The 19,181-nt window shown below is 47.6% G+C and carries 20 protein-coding genes and 1 pseudogene; 13 read left to right on the top strand and 8 right to left on the bottom strand.

The annotated features are described in order from the left end of the window. Nucleotides 1-68: 68 nt before the first annotated feature. Nucleotides 69-986, bottom strand: a complete 918-nt coding sequence (locus JCM17471_RS05165) for an aldo/keto reductase (RefSeq protein ID WP_054777076.1) — start codon at nucleotides 984-986, stop codon at nucleotides 69-71. A gap of 170 nt (nucleotides 987-1,156) precedes the next feature. On the opposite strand from JCM17471_RS05165, the gene JCM17471_RS05160 reads away from it, so the two are divergent. From JCM17471_RS05160 to JCM17471_RS05145, 4 genes are all read left to right on the top strand, one after another. Next, nucleotides 1,157-2,686: a Ppx/GppA phosphatase family protein gene (locus JCM17471_RS05160; RefSeq protein ID WP_054777075.1), complete on the top strand. Its 1,530-nt coding sequence runs from the start codon at nucleotides 1,157-1,159 to the stop codon at nucleotides 2,684-2,686. A 16-nt stretch (nucleotides 2,687-2,702) separates the two neighbouring features. Next, nucleotides 2,703-4,844, top strand: a complete 2,142-nt coding sequence (locus tag JCM17471_RS05155) for an RNA degradosome polyphosphate kinase (protein ID WP_054777074.1) — start codon at nucleotides 2,703-2,705, stop codon at nucleotides 4,842-4,844. Nucleotide 4,845: 1 nt separating this feature from the next. Then, nucleotides 4,846-5,781 (top strand): exopolyphosphatase, encoded by a 936-nt coding sequence (ppx, locus tag JCM17471_RS05150; protein ID WP_054777073.1) that lies wholly within the window; start codon nucleotides 4,846-4,848, stop codon nucleotides 5,779-5,781. 237 nt (nucleotides 5,782-6,018) lie between these two features. Continuing rightward, nucleotides 6,019-7,005, top strand: coding sequence for a DUF1002 domain-containing protein (locus JCM17471_RS05145; RefSeq protein ID WP_054777072.1), 987 nt, complete (start codon nucleotides 6,019-6,021; stop codon nucleotides 7,003-7,005). Nucleotides 7,006-7,059: 54 nt separating this feature from the next. Here JCM17471_RS05145 and JCM17471_RS05140 read toward each other — a convergent pair whose 3' ends face one another. From JCM17471_RS05140 to JCM17471_RS05125, 5 genes are all read right to left on the bottom strand, one after another. Next, a complete protein-coding gene (locus JCM17471_RS05140) occupies nucleotides 7,060-7,437 on the bottom strand; it encodes a hypothetical protein (protein WP_054777071.1) in 378 nt (125 codons plus the stop codon). Then, entirely contained in the window at nucleotides 7,434-7,901 is a 468-nt protein-coding gene (locus tag JCM17471_RS05135) for a hypothetical protein (RefSeq protein ID WP_054777070.1), read from the bottom strand. Before JCM17471_RS05135 ends, JCM17471_RS05140 begins: the two co-directional genes overlap by 4 nt. 84 nt (nucleotides 7,902-7,985) lie before the next feature. After that, complete coding sequence (locus JCM17471_RS05130) at nucleotides 7,986-8,366, bottom strand: dihydrofolate reductase family protein (protein WP_263849421.1); 381 nt, start codon at nucleotides 8,364-8,366, stop codon at nucleotides 7,986-7,988. Next, nucleotides 8,366-8,518: a hypothetical protein gene (locus tag JCM17471_RS15050; RefSeq protein ID WP_225354139.1), complete on the bottom strand. Its 153-nt coding sequence runs from the start codon at nucleotides 8,516-8,518 to the stop codon at nucleotides 8,366-8,368. The genes JCM17471_RS05130 and JCM17471_RS15050 overlap by 1 nt, the downstream gene beginning before the upstream one ends. Before the next feature lie 328 nt (nucleotides 8,519-8,846). Beyond that, nucleotides 8,847-9,356: a YbhB/YbcL family Raf kinase inhibitor-like protein gene (locus tag JCM17471_RS05125; RefSeq protein ID WP_054777069.1), complete on the bottom strand. Its 510-nt coding sequence runs from the start codon at nucleotides 9,354-9,356 to the stop codon at nucleotides 8,847-8,849. A 64-nt stretch (nucleotides 9,357-9,420) separates the two neighbouring features. Here JCM17471_RS05125 and JCM17471_RS05120 point away from each other — a divergent pair, with 64 nt between their 5' ends. From JCM17471_RS05120 to JCM17471_RS05105, 4 genes and pseudogenes are all read left to right on the top strand, one after another. After that, a complete protein-coding gene (locus JCM17471_RS05120) occupies nucleotides 9,421-10,200 on the top strand; it encodes a PHP domain-containing protein (RefSeq protein ID WP_054777068.1) in 780 nt (259 codons plus the stop codon). 10 nt (nucleotides 10,201-10,210) lie between these two features. After that, entirely contained in the window at nucleotides 10,211-11,155 is a 945-nt protein-coding gene (locus tag JCM17471_RS05115; protein ID WP_054777067.1) for a hypothetical protein, read from the top strand. A 22-nt stretch (nucleotides 11,156-11,177) separates the two neighbouring features. Further along, the gene (locus JCM17471_RS05110; protein ID WP_054777066.1) at nucleotides 11,178-11,876 is read left to right on the top strand and encodes an NAD-dependent protein deacylase; all 699 of its coding nucleotides are present in this window, start codon (nucleotides 11,178-11,180) and stop codon (nucleotides 11,874-11,876) included. Then, nucleotides 11,869-12,472, top strand: a pseudogene (locus JCM17471_RS05105) (TMEM175 family protein). The gene JCM17471_RS05110 and the pseudogene JCM17471_RS05105 overlap by 8 nt, the downstream one beginning before the upstream one ends. A 118-nt stretch (nucleotides 12,473-12,590) precedes the next feature. Here JCM17471_RS05105 and JCM17471_RS05100 read toward each other — a convergent pair. After that, the gene (locus tag JCM17471_RS05100; RefSeq protein ID WP_054777065.1) at nucleotides 12,591-13,367 is read right to left on the bottom strand and encodes a helix-turn-helix domain-containing protein; all 777 of its coding nucleotides are present in this window, start codon (nucleotides 13,365-13,367) and stop codon (nucleotides 12,591-12,593) included. A gap of 132 nt (nucleotides 13,368-13,499) precedes the next feature. Between JCM17471_RS05100 and JCM17471_RS05095 the strand changes: the two genes are divergently transcribed. The 5 genes from JCM17471_RS05095 (at nucleotide 13,500) to JCM17471_RS05075 (ending at nucleotide 17,101) form a co-directional block, all read left to right on the top strand. After that, on the top strand, nucleotides 13,500-14,261 hold the full coding sequence (locus JCM17471_RS05095) for a response regulator transcription factor (RefSeq protein ID WP_054777064.1): 762 nt from the start codon (nucleotides 13,500-13,502) through the stop codon (nucleotides 14,259-14,261). Between the two features lie 54 nt (nucleotides 14,262-14,315). Beyond that, nucleotides 14,316-15,638: a sensor histidine kinase gene (locus JCM17471_RS05090; RefSeq protein ID WP_054777063.1), complete on the top strand. Its 1,323-nt coding sequence runs from the start codon at nucleotides 14,316-14,318 to the stop codon at nucleotides 15,636-15,638. A 248-nt stretch (nucleotides 15,639-15,886) separates the two neighbouring features. Then, the gene (locus JCM17471_RS05085) at nucleotides 15,887-16,420 is read left to right on the top strand and encodes an SLAP domain-containing protein (RefSeq protein WP_054777062.1); all 534 of its coding nucleotides are present in this window, start codon (nucleotides 15,887-15,889) and stop codon (nucleotides 16,418-16,420) included. A 124-nt stretch (nucleotides 16,421-16,544) separates the two neighbouring features. Further along, entirely contained in the window at nucleotides 16,545-16,787 is a 243-nt protein-coding gene (locus JCM17471_RS14430; protein ID WP_162208357.1) for a hypothetical protein, read from the top strand. Nucleotides 16,788-16,816: 29 nt separating this feature from the next. Continuing rightward, nucleotides 16,817-17,101 carry a hypothetical protein gene (locus tag JCM17471_RS05075; RefSeq protein WP_162208356.1) on the top strand — a complete coding sequence of 95 codons (285 nt, stop codon included), beginning with the start codon at nucleotides 16,817-16,819 and terminating at the stop codon, nucleotides 17,099-17,101. A 785-nt stretch (nucleotides 17,102-17,886) separates the two neighbouring features. Here the strand turns inward: JCM17471_RS05075 and JCM17471_RS05070 are convergent. After that, complete coding sequence (locus JCM17471_RS05070) at nucleotides 17,887-19,035, bottom strand: ABC transporter ATP-binding protein (protein WP_054777059.1); 1,149 nt, start codon at nucleotides 19,033-19,035, stop codon at nucleotides 17,887-17,889. Nucleotides 19,036-19,181 lie beyond the last annotated feature (146 nt).

The following is a 19,181-nucleotide window of genomic DNA, read 5'->3' as shown; positions in this document are numbered from 1 at the left end:
ATGGGGTGTGTGGCACTGCCTATTTTTTGTATTGTTTTACAGCCAAATGCGTGGGTTCACGCTCTTCTTTATGGTAAATCGTTGCCTGCCGCGAAGTAGACATCATACCATTCCTGCGCGGTGAGCGGTGCTTGGTCCGCTTCAGCGATTTGGGCGATTCGGTCGGCGTTGGTGGTTCCCGCGATGACTTGAATGTCACCAGGAATCCGCAGAATCCAAGCAGAGGCGATGGCGTTCACATTGGTGTTGTACTTGTCTGCCAGTTCATGCAGCAACTTGTTGAGCTCTGGGAACTTTGGATTGTCGATGAAGACACCTTCAAAGAAGCCGTATTGATAAGGGCTCCAAGCCTGAATGGCCATGCCAGCCATGCGACTGTATTCGAGAATGCCACCATCATGGTTCACTGAACGTGGATCGGACATATTGGTGTGTAACCCAAAGTCGATCATCCCAGTATGCATGATGGAAAGTTGTAATTGGTTTGCAATCAGCCGCTGTGGGACAGCTTGTTGCAATAATTCGACTTGCATTGGATTGAAATTAGAGACCCCAAACTGACGGACTTTGCCGCTATTTTGCAATTGCAAGAAAGCTTCGGCAATGTCATCGGGTTCCATCAGTGGATCGGGACGATGCAGCAATAAGCTGTCCACATAGTCAGTACCTAAGCGTGCCAGACTCGCGTCCACAGCCTCCAAGATGTGTTGCTTGGAGAAATCATAGCGGTGATCCACAATCCCCACCTTGGTTTGGACCAGCACATCGCTACGGTCAAAACTGGCATCTTTTAAGGCCGCACCAAAGACTTCTTCTGCATGTCCGCCATCATAAATATCTGCGTTATCAAAGAAATTGACGCCCGCGTTGTGGGCACTTTCCAATAATTTGACGGCACCCTGATGGTCGAGCTTCGTGATTCGCATCACGCCTAATGCGATTTCGGAACTAATCAGTCCTGAACCGCCTAAATCGAGCATTCGCATTCGAAATTCCTCCTTTAATTCTGAGCCGATTAACACCTCGAGCATAGCACATTGAGGTTGTGTTTGAAAACGATTTCCATATTTTCAGTGAGAGGCCAATGCTATCGATACCCACATTCTGGCTTGCGTGCTATGATTGAAGTAATTGAAGTAAAGCAGAGGTGTTGGGGATGGCAAAAGCAACACAGGGATTTGTAGTCATCGGGGCTCAAAATGTCTTTTTTAGTATTACCAATTTACGAACGTTAACAGAAATTGAGCGGGGTAAATATCCCATCGGTTTAGGGGAAGATGTGTTTGTTAATGAAGTGATCTCGCCTGAAACCGTTGATACCATTGTGTCCGCATTGCTCGCCATTCAACAATTGTTCACGGACTATGGTGTCGAAACGATTCACGTTGTCGGCAGCCATAGTGTGTTTGAGGCGCCCAACGCAGAATTTGTGCGAGACCAATTGCTCAATCGCACCGGGTGGCAAGTGAGTCACTTATCCTTATCTGAAGAGGCGTTCTACCGCAATCAAGCGGTGATGGCGCGTTTTCCTAATTTTGAAGCGGTCACGCAGACGGGCACGGTTTTGATCGATGTGAGTTCTGGATCCGTTGAACTCACAACATTTGCCAATGGTGAGTTTGGATTTTCGCGTAATTTTAGTTTGGGCCCATTGCGGGTCTATGAGGTGATGCGCGATGTGCAGCGCACCGAACCTAATTATGTTGAAATCCTGCGCGACTTTATCGATAGTCGCCTCATTGATTTCATGCGGCTGCTACCAGACGATGTGACTTACACCAACATGATTCTGATGGGGAGTAGTCTGTCCGTGCTTGAAACCCTGATTCCAACGGGTCAAAATGCGGTCGCGGCAACCCGTGAGCGGTTTGAAACGCTCTATGACCAAGTGATTCATGCCAGTGATCAGTTCTTGATGGAACAATACGACTTGCCACTCAATCAAGTGTCGCAGGTCTTACCCATCGTGCTGTTGATCAATCGCCTGGTGCAGACCTTACACAGTCAGACGATTTTTGTCTCCAATCTCAAGTTGCTCGATGGCGTTGAAATCAATGCCTCTTTGGTGCAAGGCTACAAGGCGGTCAGTTTTGATCCCAATGAAGAGATTATTACCAGCGCGCAAAACCTGGCATCACGGTATCAGGTCGATCAAAAACACATGGCGACAACGGTTGATTTTGCACTGACACTGTTTGACCGGTTGAAAAAGATGCATGGAATGAGCAAACGTGATCGGCTCTTGTTACAAGTCGCCGCCACAGTGAATGATATCGGTAGCTATATCGATACCCATCTGCACTATGCGCACTCGGATTATCTGATTGCGGCTTCTGAAATCATCGGCTTAACGGCCACTGAGCATCAAATGGTCGGCACGATTGCGCACTTCCACAGTAGTGATACGCCACAGACGGACCTGGCGAATCTGCCCGAGGTCAATGCAGTGGACCGGCTGCGGATTGCGAAATTATCCGCCCTGTTGCGGGTTGCTGACAGCTTGGATGCATCCCGACAACAGAAGATTCAAGAACTCAGTGTCTCACTGCGGCCCGATACGGTTGTGTTATCGGCACGTGCCAATGATGATATCGAATTGGAGCGCTGGACGCTGGCGCTCAAGGGACAATTTTTCACGCAGGTCTTTGGACGTGAGATTGAATTGAAACGGAGGAACACTCGCTAATGAAATCGAATCAATTATGCGACCAGAATACTTCACCAATCGTGAATTGAGCTGGATTGCATTCAATGATCGCGTGTTAGAAGAAGCGCGCGATAAGAATAATCCATTATTGGAACGCGCAAGATTTTTGGCGATTACGCAGTCCAATCTGGATGAATTCTTCAATATTCGTGTGGCATCATTACGCAAAATGGTGACGGTCGGTTATGACAAACCGGATGCGGCAGGCATGAGTCCAGAAACACAACTCAAGGCCATTGCGGCAGCGACACACACCATGGTCGACAAGCAGGCTTCGACATGGAGTCGTTCCTTGCAACCTAAACTCGCTGAACTCAACATTAACCTCAAACACTTTGAGGATTTGACGGCCAAGCAGGTGCAATTTGTTGATGATTATTTCCACCAAGAACTGTATCCCGTACTCACGCCAATGGGTGTTGACCCGACGCGGCCATTCCCATTCTTAGCGAACAACTCGCTGAATCTGGCCCTGCGACTCTCACGGCCTGAACAGGAAGGCGATAAGCGCCGTTCGTTTGCGATGGTGCAGATTCCGGCCGTCTATTCACGAGTGCTGCGTTTGCCCGATGGCGACAATCAGTTCATGTTGCTCGATGATGTGGTGCGCCAGTATGTCGGCGAATTATTCGTCGGGGCGACGATTCAAGAGACGGCAATGTTTCGAGTGACGCGCGATATGGATATGGATGTGGCCGAAGAGGATGCATCCGACTTGATGAAAGAGATCCAATCACAATTGAAGAAGCGTCAACGTGGGAAGGTCATGCGGCTTGAAATTGAGAGCAATACCGACAAACATATCCGCAAGCGCCTGATTAAGGCGTTAGACGTGGATGAAGAGGATGTCTATGCAATCAAAGGCCCCATCGATTTGACCTTTATCAATCAATTAGTGAAGCAGGTCAGCGGCCATGAAGAGTTGCAATTCCCGAGTTACACCGCCTACATGGACCCTGAATACAGTGAACGGTCTATTTTTGATATGATTCGCGAACGCGATCTCTTCTTGCATCATCCCTATGACAAATTCAATCCCGTGATTGAATTCATTCGGCAGGCGGCCACCGATCCCGCGGTATTGGCGCTCAAAATGACGCTGTATCGTGTCTCCAGTAAGTCGCCGATTATTCAGTACTTGAAGCAAGCAGCGGCGAATGGCAAGCAGGTTACGGTGCTGGTCGAACTCAAGGCGCGGTTTGACGAAGAGAACAATGTCCACTGGGCTCAAGAGCTCGAACGCGCGGGCTGTCACGTGATTTACGGCCTGGTTGGGCTCAAGACCCACAGTAAGTTGGCACTGGTTGTGCGGCGCGAAGAAGACGGTATTCGGCGGTACATGCACATGGCAACGGGTAACTATAACGATGTCACGGCGCATTTTTACACCGATATGGGCCTATTCACCGCTAATCCCGACATGGGAATCGATGCCAGCAACATCTTCAACATGTTGTCAGGATTCTCGGAACCACCATACTTCCATCAATTGGTCATCGCCCCACTGGGTATCCGCGACTTCTTGTTCGATCGTATCGACGGGGAGATTCGCGCGGCCAAGGCGGGTCGCAAGGCCTTAATTCAGATGAAGATGAATTCGCTGTCCGATACCGCGATGATTGAGAAATTATACGAGGCATCAGCCGCAGGGGTTGAGATTCAATTGATTGTGCGCGGTATCTGTAATCTTAAAGTTGGCATTCCTGGCGTTTCGGAAAACATCACGGTGCACTCCATCGTTGGTCGATTGCTCGAACACAGTCGAATTTATAGTTTCTATGCCGATGGCGAGGAGCTGGTCTTTTTGTCCAGTGCGGACTTGATGAACCGGAACCTCAGTCGTCGCGTTGAACTGCTCTTCCCAATTTTGCAGGATGATATTCGCGAACGCATCTTGAGTCTGTACGGCTTGATGTGGGCGGATAACGTCAAAACACGCGTGCTGCAAGCGGATGGCACATGGGAACACTTGGATTTGCGCGGTGTTGAGAAACTCGATGTACAAGCGTATTTGATTAAACATGCCAAGGAATTGGGCGATGAACTGAACCAAGTGGCGGCACCAGAAGAAGAGGTGCAAGACACGCGGCGGTTCATTCCCATGAAGGCACCGGAACAATCAGATCAGGAGGATTAGCATGACACATTTTGCAGTCATTGACTTGGGTAGTAACTCAGCGCGCTTGACGGTTTGGCAGATTGAGGATGATGGGACGTATCATGTTGTCAGTCGCCTCAAAGAAATGGTGCGGCTGTCAGAGGGCATGGGTCCCGATAAGGTTTTGCAAGAAGCCGCAATGGTTCGTACCATCACCGCCTTGCAGAACTTCAAGACCGACATGGATCAATTTGAACAGTTATCATTGCGGGCCGTGGCCACAGCGGCGGTGCGCCAGGCCAAGAACCAAAAGGATTTCCTGAAGCGCGTGAAGCGTGAAGTCGGCATCGATATTGAAGTGATTGCCGGCAGTAAGGAAGCCGAATACGATTACCTGGGTGTCATCAACACCTTGCCCGTGCAAAATGCACTGATCATGGATACCGGTGGTGCGTCCACCGAGTTGATTCTGGTTCAAAATCGCAAACTGCGTCACCTCATCTCAATTCCGTTCGGTTCGGTTAATTTGTCTGAGCAGTATTTGAATCCCGATGTGATTCAGGCGACTGAGGTCTTCAATTTGATTGCGGCCGTCAACCAGATTTTCAATGGCATCTGGTGGTTGCGGCAAGCCCAGAATTTACCGATTGTGGCGCTGGGTGGCAGTAATCGGACATTGGCCAAAATCGAACGGCGCAAGCAACAGATTGTGAACTTTGAAGATATTCACGGCTATCGCATGCGTGTACCAGCGGTGGATGCCATCTTTAATCAAGTTCTCGGTAGCAATCTGGAGGAACGCAAGGCCATTCCAGGCCTCTCCAAGGTCCGGGCCGATATCATTGTCGGTGGATTGGTGCCTGTTGTAACGATGCTCGGTTTCTTAGATTCTGATCGACTGACTTTCTCACAAAATGGGCTGCGTGAAGGCGCACTGTTTGAGTACCTCACACAAACGGAACAGGATAGGAAATAAGAGAGCGCGACAAAGGGCGGTTAAGACACGAGGATTAGCAAAAGCTTGGCTAGAATCCGGGTTGTGGATTCGGCAAAGCTGAACTAACCGGAGTGTCTTGCCCTTTGGAGCGCGTTTTTGTCCCATCTTTGGACTTCTCACGAAATCGTTAAGTTTTGGTGGTGCTGATATACAGGTACCACCTTTTTGCGATAATTGAGCCATACTTCGAATAGAATATAAGAATGGAGCATAAGCATGAAGAAATTATTCTTGAGTTTAGGCCTTTTAGCAGTGACAGTGCTTGGCTTGGGAACAATGAAGCAACAGCACGTGGCTGCTGCGGATTGGTCACAACCGGTGGCAACATTAGGGACGTCATTAACAGAGGAACAAAAATCAGGGACATTATCCACACTGAACTCAGCGGCTGGTACCAGTAATCCGCAAGAACTGACAGTGAACGGTGATACTTTGGTGAAGTATCTCAATCCATCAGGAAGTAACTTCACCAGCAACTCTGGTGTTTGGTCCAGTGCGTTGGTTCAAAAAACCGATAACGGTGGGATCAATGTCAAAATCGTGCCTTATAACGGAGACAACAACATCACAACCATCACCGCTGATCAGTACCGTAATGCAGCCCTGACAGCCGGCGTTGCGAACGCCAACTTGTACATTACCAGTGCCGTCAAGATTGATGGTTCCGGTGCGTTGGCAGGGGTCTATGCCGCGTTTGCGCAAAACGGCCAAACCTTAAATAGCTCGCAGATCAATGCGGCACAACAAGAAGTGAACACACTGTCTGGTATCACGCAGGCGAACCAGGATAAGTCCGGTTATTCCGATAAGCAGCTCAATAATGCGGTGGCTGGGATGAAGGAACAGATGGCCAGCCAATCCAATAATGGGAGTCAAACCCTGTCACAAAATCAGATTGGTAACATCGTGGACAGTCAGTTGACGCAAAACAATATCAAGAACATCATCACAAATGATCAGCGGACACAGATTATCAACTTGCTGGTTAAGATTCAAAAGTCCGGTGCGCTCGATAGCAGCGACTTCAAGAATCAAGCAAGTAAGCTCGCTAACAGTATTCAAAGCAGTGCCAAGGATATCTTCAATAAGATTTCTAACAAATTAGATACCCAAGAAAACCGCAACTTCCTGCAAAAGATTTGGGACAGCATTGTCAGTTTCTTCCAAGCGATTGTGGACTGGGTTGCCAGTTTATTCCATTAACAATAAAGAGCGTCTACCGAAATTATAGATTTCGATAGACGCTCTATTTTGTAGTTATTGGATAACATTGGTTTGAATCGTTGCCCAAGTATTCTTGGTTGCATCGTAACGCAGTAAGGCGTTATTTGCAGTGAGGCGATAGCGTGTGAAGCCGACGACGTGGAGACCATCGTGTTGATCTTCGTAGACACCCACCTCGCGAGTACCAGAGGCATCAGTTGTGATTCCCATCGTGATGAGATTTCCAGATTTGATGTGATAAGTTTTGGCAGCATCTTGCAATGCCCGCTGAGTGAATTGCGCATCCGTCAAAGGTTGATCGGCTTTGAAATTCACATAGCGACCATCAATCCATTGTTGGCCACCCAGGTTATACCAGGTTTGGTTGTTGATGCCAGCAACACTGGCGACACGCCAACTTGTACCACTCATGAGTTTTTGCCAGGAATAATGTGCCGTGATGATATGTTATTATTCCAAACCGCAATGCCGTATCCCTTGGCATAATTGATTGTGGCGACACCTGTCACAGGCTTGCCCATTGGTGAGCTGACACTTGGTTGTTGAACCACTTTGGCGTATTGCCCTTGGATCCATTGGTTTGTGCCCAGTTTGTACCACACTTGGCCATTGACCGTGGCTGTTGCGGAATAGCGCCATTGTGTGCCGGTCATCAGATGCCGATTAGCGATCACATGCCGATTCGCCTGGTAACTGTTCCACAGCGCGATGCCATACCCTTTGACATAATTGATGGTGACAATCCCTGATGCTGGCTTTTCAATGCTAGCAACCGTGGTGACAGGTTTTGTGGTTGCCGCGTTGGCTGTCGTTGGTGCCATCAACCCGAGACTTAAAGCAGCAGCACCCAGCAGCCATCCTGATAATTTCTTCATAATACCCCTCCTTGATAAATGTTCCCTCTCAGTATGCACGCGTTTTAGTATATTTTCAAGGAAGATAAATCATATGAAAGGATTTTATGCGGGTAGGACGGAATAGGTGAGGCTGACAAATTGATCGAGTTGCGTGGTTGTTTCGAGTTTGAGGGGGGTGTTGGTCAACTGTGTGGTGACCAGTGGAATGCCTTCACCCAGCAAGACGGGTGCAATCGTGATGACGATTTTGTCGATGAGTTGGACTTCAAGCAAATCAGTGAAGATATCGGCACCACCGACCAACCAGATATCCTTGCCGGGTTGGGCCTTCAACTTGCGCACGAATTCTGCGATGTTGCCGGCGACCACGGTGCTGGGATCGTCGGTATTATGTAAGGTGGTGGAAAAGACATAACTGTCCTTGTCTTGATAAGGATAATTGCCGGCCAGTCGCAGTGCTTGTTGGTAGGTTTTACGACCCATTAATACCGTGTCGATGGAATGATAAAAGCGTTGGTAATCAGCGTCCGCTGCACTCGAGTTCGTTTTTGCAGCCAGTTCACGCTGCCGTCCTTATCAGCGATGAAGCCATCGAGACTTTCTGCTAAGTATAAAATCACATTTCGCGTTGTCATAAACCATTCCTCCTAAAATTAGTCCTAGTGCTGGTGGCTCGTTCGCTACGGTCTAATTATATCATAAAGCGCTTACAATATAAGCAACGACGAAAATAATCACAGGAGGGACTTAGGACACAAAAGTAGCGGTGCAACAACTTGCTGCACCGCTATTTGAATCGTTCAGTTAGTACTCGATTGCTGAGTGGGACTTGTCACGCTCTAAACGCGCTCACCCACACTGCCTGTTCCGCCTAACCAGACTCACGACAATCGTCAAAACCACGATTGTTTCGCGAGTCCCGTTAGTGCTCACAGCCAACCCGTGTGGGTTCACGCTCTTTTCTCACGCTCTTGATCTCAATTCCACACTCGTTTGTGCCAAGATGTGGCCCGCCATCGCATGCCGTGCCTCATTCAACCAGAAGCCAGGTTTGAGATTGAGCTTGGTGTCTAATGCAAACACGGTCAATGTGTAGCTGTGATCGCCATTGGGTGGTTGTGGTCCCACATAATGTTGCGTGATGGCAGGATCAGTCTCATGGACGAGGCTGCCGGCATTCGAATTATTACCTTGGACCATTGGCACGATACCACTGCGGCTCGCGTCTTCTGGAATCTCGGTGACGGTGGCTGGAATGTCTGCCACGTTCCAGTGAATCCAAGTGAACCCCGAGACGGGAATCGCGTCATAGTCCACCAACCAGAGGGCAAATGTGACGGTGTCATCGGGCACGTTTGAGATGCTGATAGGGAAGCTGGTAACAGGGTAACCGGCATGTAGGTCAGCGCCAATCGCGTATTTACCATACCGGTCATCTAGATAATTCGCATTCAAAGGAACGGCTACTCTCATTTGAAATTCCTCCTTAGTAAGGTTATCTTAATGGTAGCACTTTGACACGCCATAAGGGGGAGCTATGACTTATTACGATCAGCATCTGCATACCAATTTTTCATTTGATTCGGACGCCGACTTGGAACAGTATTTGACCCAAACCACGCGGCCAGTGGTGACCACGGAACACTTGGAATTCCATAACCCGGACGCGCAGTTTCAGGACAGTCAACCTGATTATGCGGCTTATCTCGCCAAAATGGCGCGGATGAAGCAACGATATCCGAATCAACTGCTGCGGGGCATTGAAGTCGGCTTCTACCAGCCGGCACTGCCACAGATCAAGGCCTATCTGGCGGCTAACCAGTACGATCTGACATTACTCAGTTTCCATCACGATGGGCAACATGATTATCAACATGCGTCATTTAGGACACTGGACCCAAAGCAGCACGTGCAGACCTATTATCAGCGGATGCTCGACGGCCTCGCACAATTTCATGATGCGGATGTGTTGGCGCATTTTGATTACGGCCTTCGCGTCTTGGATGTGAACCCAGAACAGCTCACTGACTGGGCCAAACCGCAACTGATGCAGTTGTTTGCGCACATGGTGGAATGGCAGCTGGCCTTTGAGCTCAACACTAAGTCAATGTATCGCTGGCACAATCAGGCCCTGTATGCGACCGTGATTCCATGGTATTTGGAAGCGGGTGGTGAGCTGTTCACGATTGGCAGTGATGCCCACGAAGCCAGCAAATATGCCGCGCATTTTGATGATGCGGTCGCGATGTTGCACGAATTGGGTGTTGACCACATCGTGACTTATCAGAATCACCGCCCCAGTGCCGTGTCAATTTAGGAGGAAAACCATGTATTCAGAAACAGTAGCGACACTATTAAACGATTTGAAGACGCATTACGATGGTGAGATCAACGTGGTCATCTCAGGGGATGCGAGCGGCTACTTGCGCCATGAAGATAGCCAAGAAGTGATCAAACCTGATGGCAGCATCGAGATTCAAGTGACCGACACCACAAATGTCGATTACACCTTGAGTCATGAATTGATGCACATGATGTTACAATTCAAGAATTTCCCACAGCTTCAATATCATCTGTTAACCGGCCAACCGCAATTAGATGATCAACTCTACGCGACCAGCACCACCCTGTATAATACCGTGGCGCATGTCTTAGTCGTGGCGTGGCAACGTGAGCATGGCTTGATTACGCCAGAGGTTGTTGACCAGGTCACCGCTGCGTTTGAGGACGCGGTGCCAGCGGAAACACCTGATAGCGAAGAATTGTTTATTTTCCGGGTATTATCCCTGACCGATCACTTGGTCTTCATGAACGGCGGTGATGAGGCGCAACAAGCACAATGGCAGGCGGCATTTCCAGTTGCCTATCCACAGGCTAAGGCGTTGTATCAAGGCATCATTGAGAAGGCACCAGACACGCCATTTGCATTTCGCCGTGCTGCCGTGCGCTTGCTAGCTGATTTTGACACGATGATTACACGCTTTGGCTACCAAGAGACCAATAATCCAGAATTTGCGACGATTCCGCCGGTCTTGTCCGAACGTCAATTGCGGTTGACCTTAAATCAGGTGTTTGAACTCAAGCACAGTGAGTATCGCGATCGTGACACGAAGGAACGCGCTTATGTCGCAGTTGGCAAGAGCGACCAACAGAATGCCTTTGTTTTACCGCTCACACAGGCGCAGACAACGCCAGAAGCCTTCCAGCAATTGTATCAACGCTCGCTGCAAGACATTCTGACAGCCTATCACTTGGACTACGCCATCAGATAACTTATCTCTAGGAGGCTAGGTTATGTTTGATTTGAAGCATGCGATTGATCAGGCTAAATTTGTGACTTTTTTGACCGGAGCGGGGGTCTCGACATTGTCCGGGATTCCTGATTATCGCTCCAAAACGGGTTTGTATGCGGGACAGATGCAGCCGGAATATGCGCTGTCGCACGAGCACTTGGTGACCGATCATGAGGGATTTCATCGCTTCGTGGCAGATCACATGTACTATCCGGACGCCAAACCCAATGTGGTGCATCGTGTTATGGCCCGTATCACTAACCAAAAAGGTGCGGTGGTGACCCAGAATGTGGATGGCTTGGATCGCTTGGCCGGAAAGGAACATCTCGTCGAATTTCACGGGAACCTGGGCAATATCTATTGTCAAACCTGTGGTCATATCACTAGCGTTGCCCAGTATCTGCAGTCGGACCGCCATGAAGAAGACGGCGGTATTTATCGGCCAGGGATTGTGTTGTATGGTGAACCGATTGCGGAACCCGTCGTTGAAGCCGCAATCGATGCTGTTTCCCGCGCAGATTTGGTCATCGTTGCCGGTACCAGCTTTCAAGTGTATCCATTTGCGGGCTTGATTCAATACGCTGATCCATCAGCGCAATTGGTCGCCATCAACCGCGAACAGATCACATTACCGGCGCGGGCCGAACTCGTGTTGGGTGAGCTCGATGAAATTTTTGGAAAGTTGGATGCTTATGCCTAAAAATCGTTTAGAGGCGTTCACGGATGGTGTGATTGCCATCATTATCACCGTTATGGTATTGGAATTGACGCCACCTGATGGTGGAAGCTTTTCCGCCCTGTGGAGTCTGCGGTATACCTTCGTCATTTATCTGGTCTCATTTTTGACCCTTGCCGTGTACTGGAACAATCATCATCACCTGTTTCAAATTGTGAAATCAATTAACGGTAGGGTATTGTGGAGTAACATTTTATTCCTATTAGTCATTTCAATGTTCCCCTTTGTCACCGCCTGGGTTGGCGAACATCACATCGACAGTTACGCGCCAGAAATGACGTATGGGGCTGTCGTGTTGGTGACCAATATCATGTTTTACTTTTTGATTCGGTCCCTGATTAAGGCAAGTGGGACCAACTCTGAGATCAACAAGCTATTGGGCCGAGGCTACAACAAACCGTTTATCTCGATTGCTGGCAACATTGTGGCCGTCTTTTTTTGCCCTGGTATGGCCACCGTTGACCATCATTATCGATAGTTTGTTGTTGCTGCTCTGGGTGATTCCTGAACGTCGGATTGAATTGCATGTCGCCAGACGCAATAAAGAAGTCCCAAAATAATGCATTAGCGGCCTAAATGCTAAAAAATGAACTAAAATAGAGGTATCCCAACGAGAATGTTGAGATACCTCTATTTATTTGTGTCACAATAGATGACTTTTGTTATCCGCCCGTATGATTATTGAAACAGCTGTGCTAAACTTGTAGCTTGTTGTTCCCGTAATTTCGCGGTTGCTTTATCGGTCGTTGTCTTGGACAGAATCATCAAGAGACGATCGAGTAAAAGGGTCTGGTGGGTTTCGAGATTGATATCCACCCCCCATTGCGCATACTTATTGGCTTGCTCAAGGTTATTCGCTGCCAAGTAGAAGGCGGCCATGCCTTCGCATAGCGTGATACGCTGGAAAGTATTGGCATCAGGAATGGCAATATTCTCCTGCGTGACATCGGCAATAATTGAAATAAAGTATTGGGCTTCTTCTTGTTGATTGGATTGCACGTAATTTTGTGCCTTCAGTAAGTAAGCAATCAATGTGTTGATATTGTAGGGATCACTGCGCGTTTCTGTTAGAATTTGATCCAACATGAACGCAGATGGTTGTTGATGGTTGAGTGTAATCAACAGTGCTTGATACATATGATAAGTGGCCTGATCTGTCTGTGACAGTGATGCGGGATCAACCAAGCTGAGCTTGTCGTTCGCATCGGTGAGTTGTTCAGCGAGAATATCGTGTTCAACGCTCGCAAAAAGGCTGCGTTGCTCTTGCTGCAATTCGGCAGAGAATTCGGAGAAAACATCATTGAGTGTTAACCCCAGACGCTGACATAGCGCGATAAGGGTCCGAATGGTGGGTGCGATATTGTGGCGTTCGATTTTGCTGATCGTATTTTGCTTACAGATACCATCGGCGAGTTCTGCTTGCGTGAAGCCTTGTTCTTTACGTACTTTGGCCATAGTTTGCCCTAAAAAATGATGATCACCTCAATTAGATTAATTGAATTAAGTTTACCACACCTAACTATCCGTTTAAAGGATAGGAAAGCGTCATGAGCATTAAAAAGTATATTTGGAAAGAAGGCGAGTCAAATGCTAGAAATTGTCATGTGTGAAGATAACACGGAATTGCTGAATATCTACAAACTGATTGTGAATAATGAGATTATCGCCAATCAGTTTCCTGGCGATCTGATTCTCGCCACCAGTAATCCAACGGATGTTTTGGAATTGATTGAACAGACCCCAGATCCAGAAAACTCGCGATTATATATTCTTGATATAGAATTTTCTGATTCGCTGGTCAAAGGACTCGATCTCGGGATGGCAATCCGTAAAGCTGACACGACAGCGAAGATTGTCTTTATCACGACCCACGATGAGTTGGCACCAACAATTTTCCGGTATAAAGTGGAACCACTCGATATGATAGAGAAGGATCGCGGTATTAAGCATATCGAGCAAGAGTTGATCAAAGATATGCATCTGGCCCGTGAACGCCAGATTCATCCCAGTGATGATCAAACGGACTACTTTATCATATCGGATCGGGCCCGTGTGCGTCGCGTCCCAGTGTTTGAAATCGACTATTTCACCACCGGCGATAGTGCGATTCACAAGGTTGTCCTGCATGCGACAAACACCGTCATTGAATTTCGCGACACACTGAAGCGTATCAGTATGGCACTGCCACAATTCTATCGACTGGACAAGCAAACGTTGCTCAACACCAAGCGGATTGCGAGTGTTGACATGGCGACGGATCGCATTGTATTTGTCGATGGCAGCGAATTGATCGGCTCTAAGCAAACAATCAAATTATTACACCAAGCATTACAAGATATGAAACACTGATCCGAAAGGAGATGATATCATGTATCCAGGCGGACATTAAAAGGAGTAAGGTAGATGGTGGATTATGGCTCGTTGACGTTAACAGTCATTGATGGCATTACAATTGGTTTCTTCTATCTCATTTTGTTTGGACAATCAAAGACGATTCGAACCTCGTGGAACCTTGGTGTGGCTCTCGTCTCAATCCCAATCATCATGTACGCGGACTACTGGTGGTTTAGCGCCAGTATTTTCTTGCTTGCCCTGACTTATGCGGGATTATTCCGAGTGCATCAGCGTCCAGGGATATATACGTTCATGAATTATGTGCGGGCAATGCTGGCGAACCTCGTGATTGTCAATATTGTGGGTGTACTCACCCAAGTGATTTTCAAACGTGCGCACTTGACGACGGCTGCCTACAATAAGTTGTTTGTTGGTATCAATACATTGCTATTTGCACTGGTATTGGCGCTTGGATACGCCTTGGTGCGTTGGATTAGTCATCGCGTGCGACCGCGTTTGGCGCGTTATATCGATGATTGGACAGAGCGCGTGTTCTTGAACCTTCTGAGTGGGTTGTTGTTACTCTTCATCTTGTTGCGGCAGATGTTTGATTGGTTCGGGCTCATGATTGAACAGTGGGGACTCATCATCTTCTGGATGGCAATCATTGTCACCGTGGGGCTCTTACTGGTGATGGCGGTGGTTTCAACGCATTTGGCGAGTGTGACTCGTGAACATCAAGCACAACAATTAGCTGCGAATGAACATTACGTGCAGCAATTGGAACACAGCTATGAAAAACTGCGTGCATTCAAACATGACAATCAAAATTTGTTGGTCGGTTTGTACGCGATGGCGCAAAAAAATGATGTGGCCAAGATTGAGCAGACACTTGACCAACTGATTGAGACAGATACCACAACAGTGAGTGATACTCGTGTTGACCAGATCCATGATAGCGCCATTCATGGGCTGATTGTGGCCAAGATGATGGCGGCCCAACAGGACCAGGTCGATTTTGATGTCGAGACCAATATGGTAATCGAATCACTGGCAGCCCAAGCTGTGACAGTCAATCGGTTATTAGGCATCTTCCTTGATAATGCGATTGAAGCTGCAGCTGAGAGCAGTGATAAAAAAGTGAATGTCGCGCTAATTGAGGTTGATCAGACACTCGAAATCATCATTGAGAATAGCTACGCGGCGAATCAACCGATTGCACTCGATCGACTTGCAACCATGGGCTATTCGACCAAAGGTGATAATCGCGGCGTCGGTCTCGCTAGTGCCAGTGAGTTGTTGGCGCAAAATGACGCGATTTTTGCGGAATTTCAGGTGAAGCCAACACGGTTCACGGTGATATTAACAATCGAGCTGAATGATGCCATCTAACTCATCAACCGGTGCGTTGTAACAATTTGTTGCAACGCATCTTTTTGTAACATTTTTGTCACAAAAACGATTATATTTTTTAATTTTTATAAACGCCTATTTATAGGCACTTATTCCTAAATATTGGGCTTTGTTTTATGTTACAGTAATTTGACAATTATGTTACAAAGCGGTAATCTAAATTGTGTTGAACGAGAGATGCTAATGGCGAGGCATCTAAACTTGTTCGAAAACGAGGAGGAATTATTGTGAAAAAGACACTGGTTATTGCCGCTGCTTTGCTCGGCTTGTCAGGTGTGGGCGCCGCAATGCAGGGAGCGCAAGTGAATGCGGCAACAACAGGGGTTGTGAATCCATCGAAGGTATTGCCTTGGCAAGCAGATGTGACATCAATCAAGGCTGTAGGCCGGGTTGATTACGTCAAAGGTTATGGGATTGCTGTATGGGGTTCGCCTAATGTGATTGTCAACAAAGGAAAGACATTAAAGACTGGCACAACATGGCGGTTGTTCGAAAAAGCGATGATTAATGGCGTTGCTTGGTATAATCTTGGCGGCGGTCAATGGGTTGACGGCACCTACTTGGATATCTTTGTTAACAAAACCGTTACTGTTGGTGCAAAACCGGTAAACATTCTGTCCGGGTCGAGCTATTCAAGCAAGGGAACTGGTAAAGTGATTCAGCCAGGAACCAAGTGGCGCGTTGTTGCAGAACGGTTCAGTGGTGTTCTCTTCTATAATCTTGGTGGGAACCAGTGGGCACGCGCTGATCAGTTTAAATAAAGCCACATGAGCGCATTTCCGCTCGGTACCATCAGCCAATGAACGCCAGACAAGCGTCTATGATTCAAATGAACTTCCTTAGTTGTATACGAAAGAAGAACTGTGTTCAAAAAAGGAGAGAATTATGATGAAAAAGACAATGATGATTGCAGCAATGTTATTGGGTTTATCAGGTATTGGCGCAGCCGTACATAGCGAACCAGTTCACGCTGCGACACCTGCGACTGTGACTACATCAGCAGTGAAATCAGGAAAGCTGACAGTCACACCAATCAAGCTGTTGGCCAAGTGGATTATGTGCCAGGCTATGGCGTGGCGGTATGGAATGCGCCGCTCACCGGAACACCCATTACGGGGCAGACATTGAAGCATGGGACTAAGTGGCGTGTTTTCAGTGTGGCAACTTTTAAAGATCAATACTGGTATGACAATATGGCTTGGTATAATTTGGGTGGCAATCGTTGGGTTGTTGCAAACTATGTGAATATCGCCGTCGATAAAACGGTGACGGTAGGAGCAAAACCTGTCGCCGTCTTGAATGGCGCAAGTTATTCCAGCAATGGTACCGGTAAAGTGCTTCAGCCAGGAACGAAGTGGCATGTTGCTGCAGAAAAATTCAATGGCGTTCTCTTCTATCATCTTGGTGGGCATCAATGGGCGCGCGCCGACCAGTTCAATTAATCACTCTGTCATATAATTGGTGTCACGATACTTTTGAGTATATTTTTACCTTGCAAGCAGGCCGCATGTGTCCCTTAGTGTCGTATTATTGGTGATTTTAAGTGAGATATACCGGATTAACAGCGTTTTGAATTATTGGGGTTGAAAATTTCATTTTTATTATGCATATTATTCGTTTTTAAACAATCTTTAGCGGTATTTTATGTGATTGACAAAGCTCGGGAAACCCTGTAAATTAGGTGATGTTAATTGGATCATTAGGGGTAGTGATTTAATTGAATTTTCTTGAGTAACAGTGCGGCACACTGACTGGCTCAGAAAAGTCGATCTGGATTTTGGAGACAGATTGATGACAAAGCTTGGGTTGTGTTTGGGTTAGAAATGACGATACTTACTTGCGCGGGATAGCGTTCAATGACTTGTGAGACCACCACTCGTTGATGATTGCTGACCATAACGCGCACAAAAAGAAGGTCCGGCAAATGTCGGACCTTCTTTTTGTTTGCTCTGAGCGGGACTTGCCACAGCCAAAGCGTGTGGGTTCGCACTCTAAACGCGTTCCCAGTCCCAACAATTTCCGTCTAGCCACTTTTCACTCGTGCCATGGCTGGCACCACGTTCAAAATTTGCTAGTACTCGATTGCTACCCGGGACTTGTCACGCTCTAAACGTGCTCACTCACACTGCCTGTTCCGCCTAACAAAAACCAGCGTCAATTGCACAAATCGCAATTTAACGCTGGTTCCGTTAGTGCTCACAGTCAAAACATGTGAGTTCGCACTCTATTAAGCTTGTGCCTGTTCCGTTGTCATGGCTTCTTCGGATTCCTTCGTCACAATGGCATTGGTGCTTTCCTTATCGAAGAAGTGTGCCTTGTTGATATCAAAGCCCATTTCAACCTTGTCACCAGGGTTGTGGAAGTCACGTGCATCAACAGTTGCAACGAATTCAGTGCCATCAACACGGCTATAGAGTTGTGAGGTTGCGCCGAGTAATTCGGAAACAACAACTTCGGCTTCGACCTTGGCGCCTGGCCAAGTTTCGAGGAAGGCTTGTTCAGTATGGATATCTTCTGGACGAATCCCAAAGACAACTTCTTTGCCGTTGTAGCCGCGGTCGTTCAAGATTTTGGCACGGCCTTCTGGTAACTTCAGGGTCAGCCCTTGGCCATCAGAGATTGTGCCGTCCTTATAAGTCACGTTGAAGAAGTTCATTGCGGGACTGCCGATGAATCCAGCAACGAATTCGTTACGAGGGTTGTCATAAACTTCGGCAGGTGTCCCGATTTGCTGAATCTTACCAACGGACATAACAACCACCCGATCAGCCATGGTCATCGCTTCTGTTTGGTCATGGGTAACGTAGATGGTGGTCGTGTTCAACATTTGGTGTAACTTGGCGATTTCAGCACGCATGGAAACACGCAACTTGGCATCCAAGTTAGATAATGGTTCATCGAACAAGAAGATAGGCGCATCACGCACAATCGCACGGCCCAAAGCCACACGTTGACGTTGACCACCTGATAATGCGGCAGGCTTACGGTCCAGGAATTCGGTTAAGCCCAGGATGTTTGCGGCGTTATCAACCCGCTTTTGAATATCTTCTTTTTCATACTTACGCAGCTTCAAGCCGAATGCCATATTGTCGAACACGGTCATATGTGGATACAGGGCGTAGTTTTGGAAAACCATCGCAATATCACGATCCTTAGGTGCCACATCATTCATGACTTGGTCGCCAATCTTGAGTTCCCCTTCAGTGATATCTTCAAGGCCAGCAATCATCCGCAATGTGGTACTCTTACCACACCCAGAAGGGCCAACGAAGACGATGAATTCCTTATCCTTGACGTGTAAGTTGAAGTCCATAACAGAGTAGTTTTCAGCATTTGGATATTTCTTATAAATATGATCTAAGGCGATATCAACCATGAGTTTCACCGTTCCTTTTTCGATTTGATACCCTCAGTATATTTGAAAGCGGTTTAATTCGGTATGGCAACGTGCCCAAAAAGCGTGCGGGTTTTTCGCCACATTGCCGAAAACGGTTTCTAATGTCCGATGTGGTACACTTTCAT

It is taken from the genome of Lacticaseibacillus saniviri JCM 17471 = DSM 24301 (assembly GCF_001311785.1).
Lineage (GTDB): Bacteria > Bacillota > Bacilli > Lactobacillales > Lactobacillaceae > Lacticaseibacillus > Lacticaseibacillus saniviri.
Note: the sequence above shows the minus strand (reverse complement) of the source record. Positions and strands in the feature narration are given on the sequence as shown.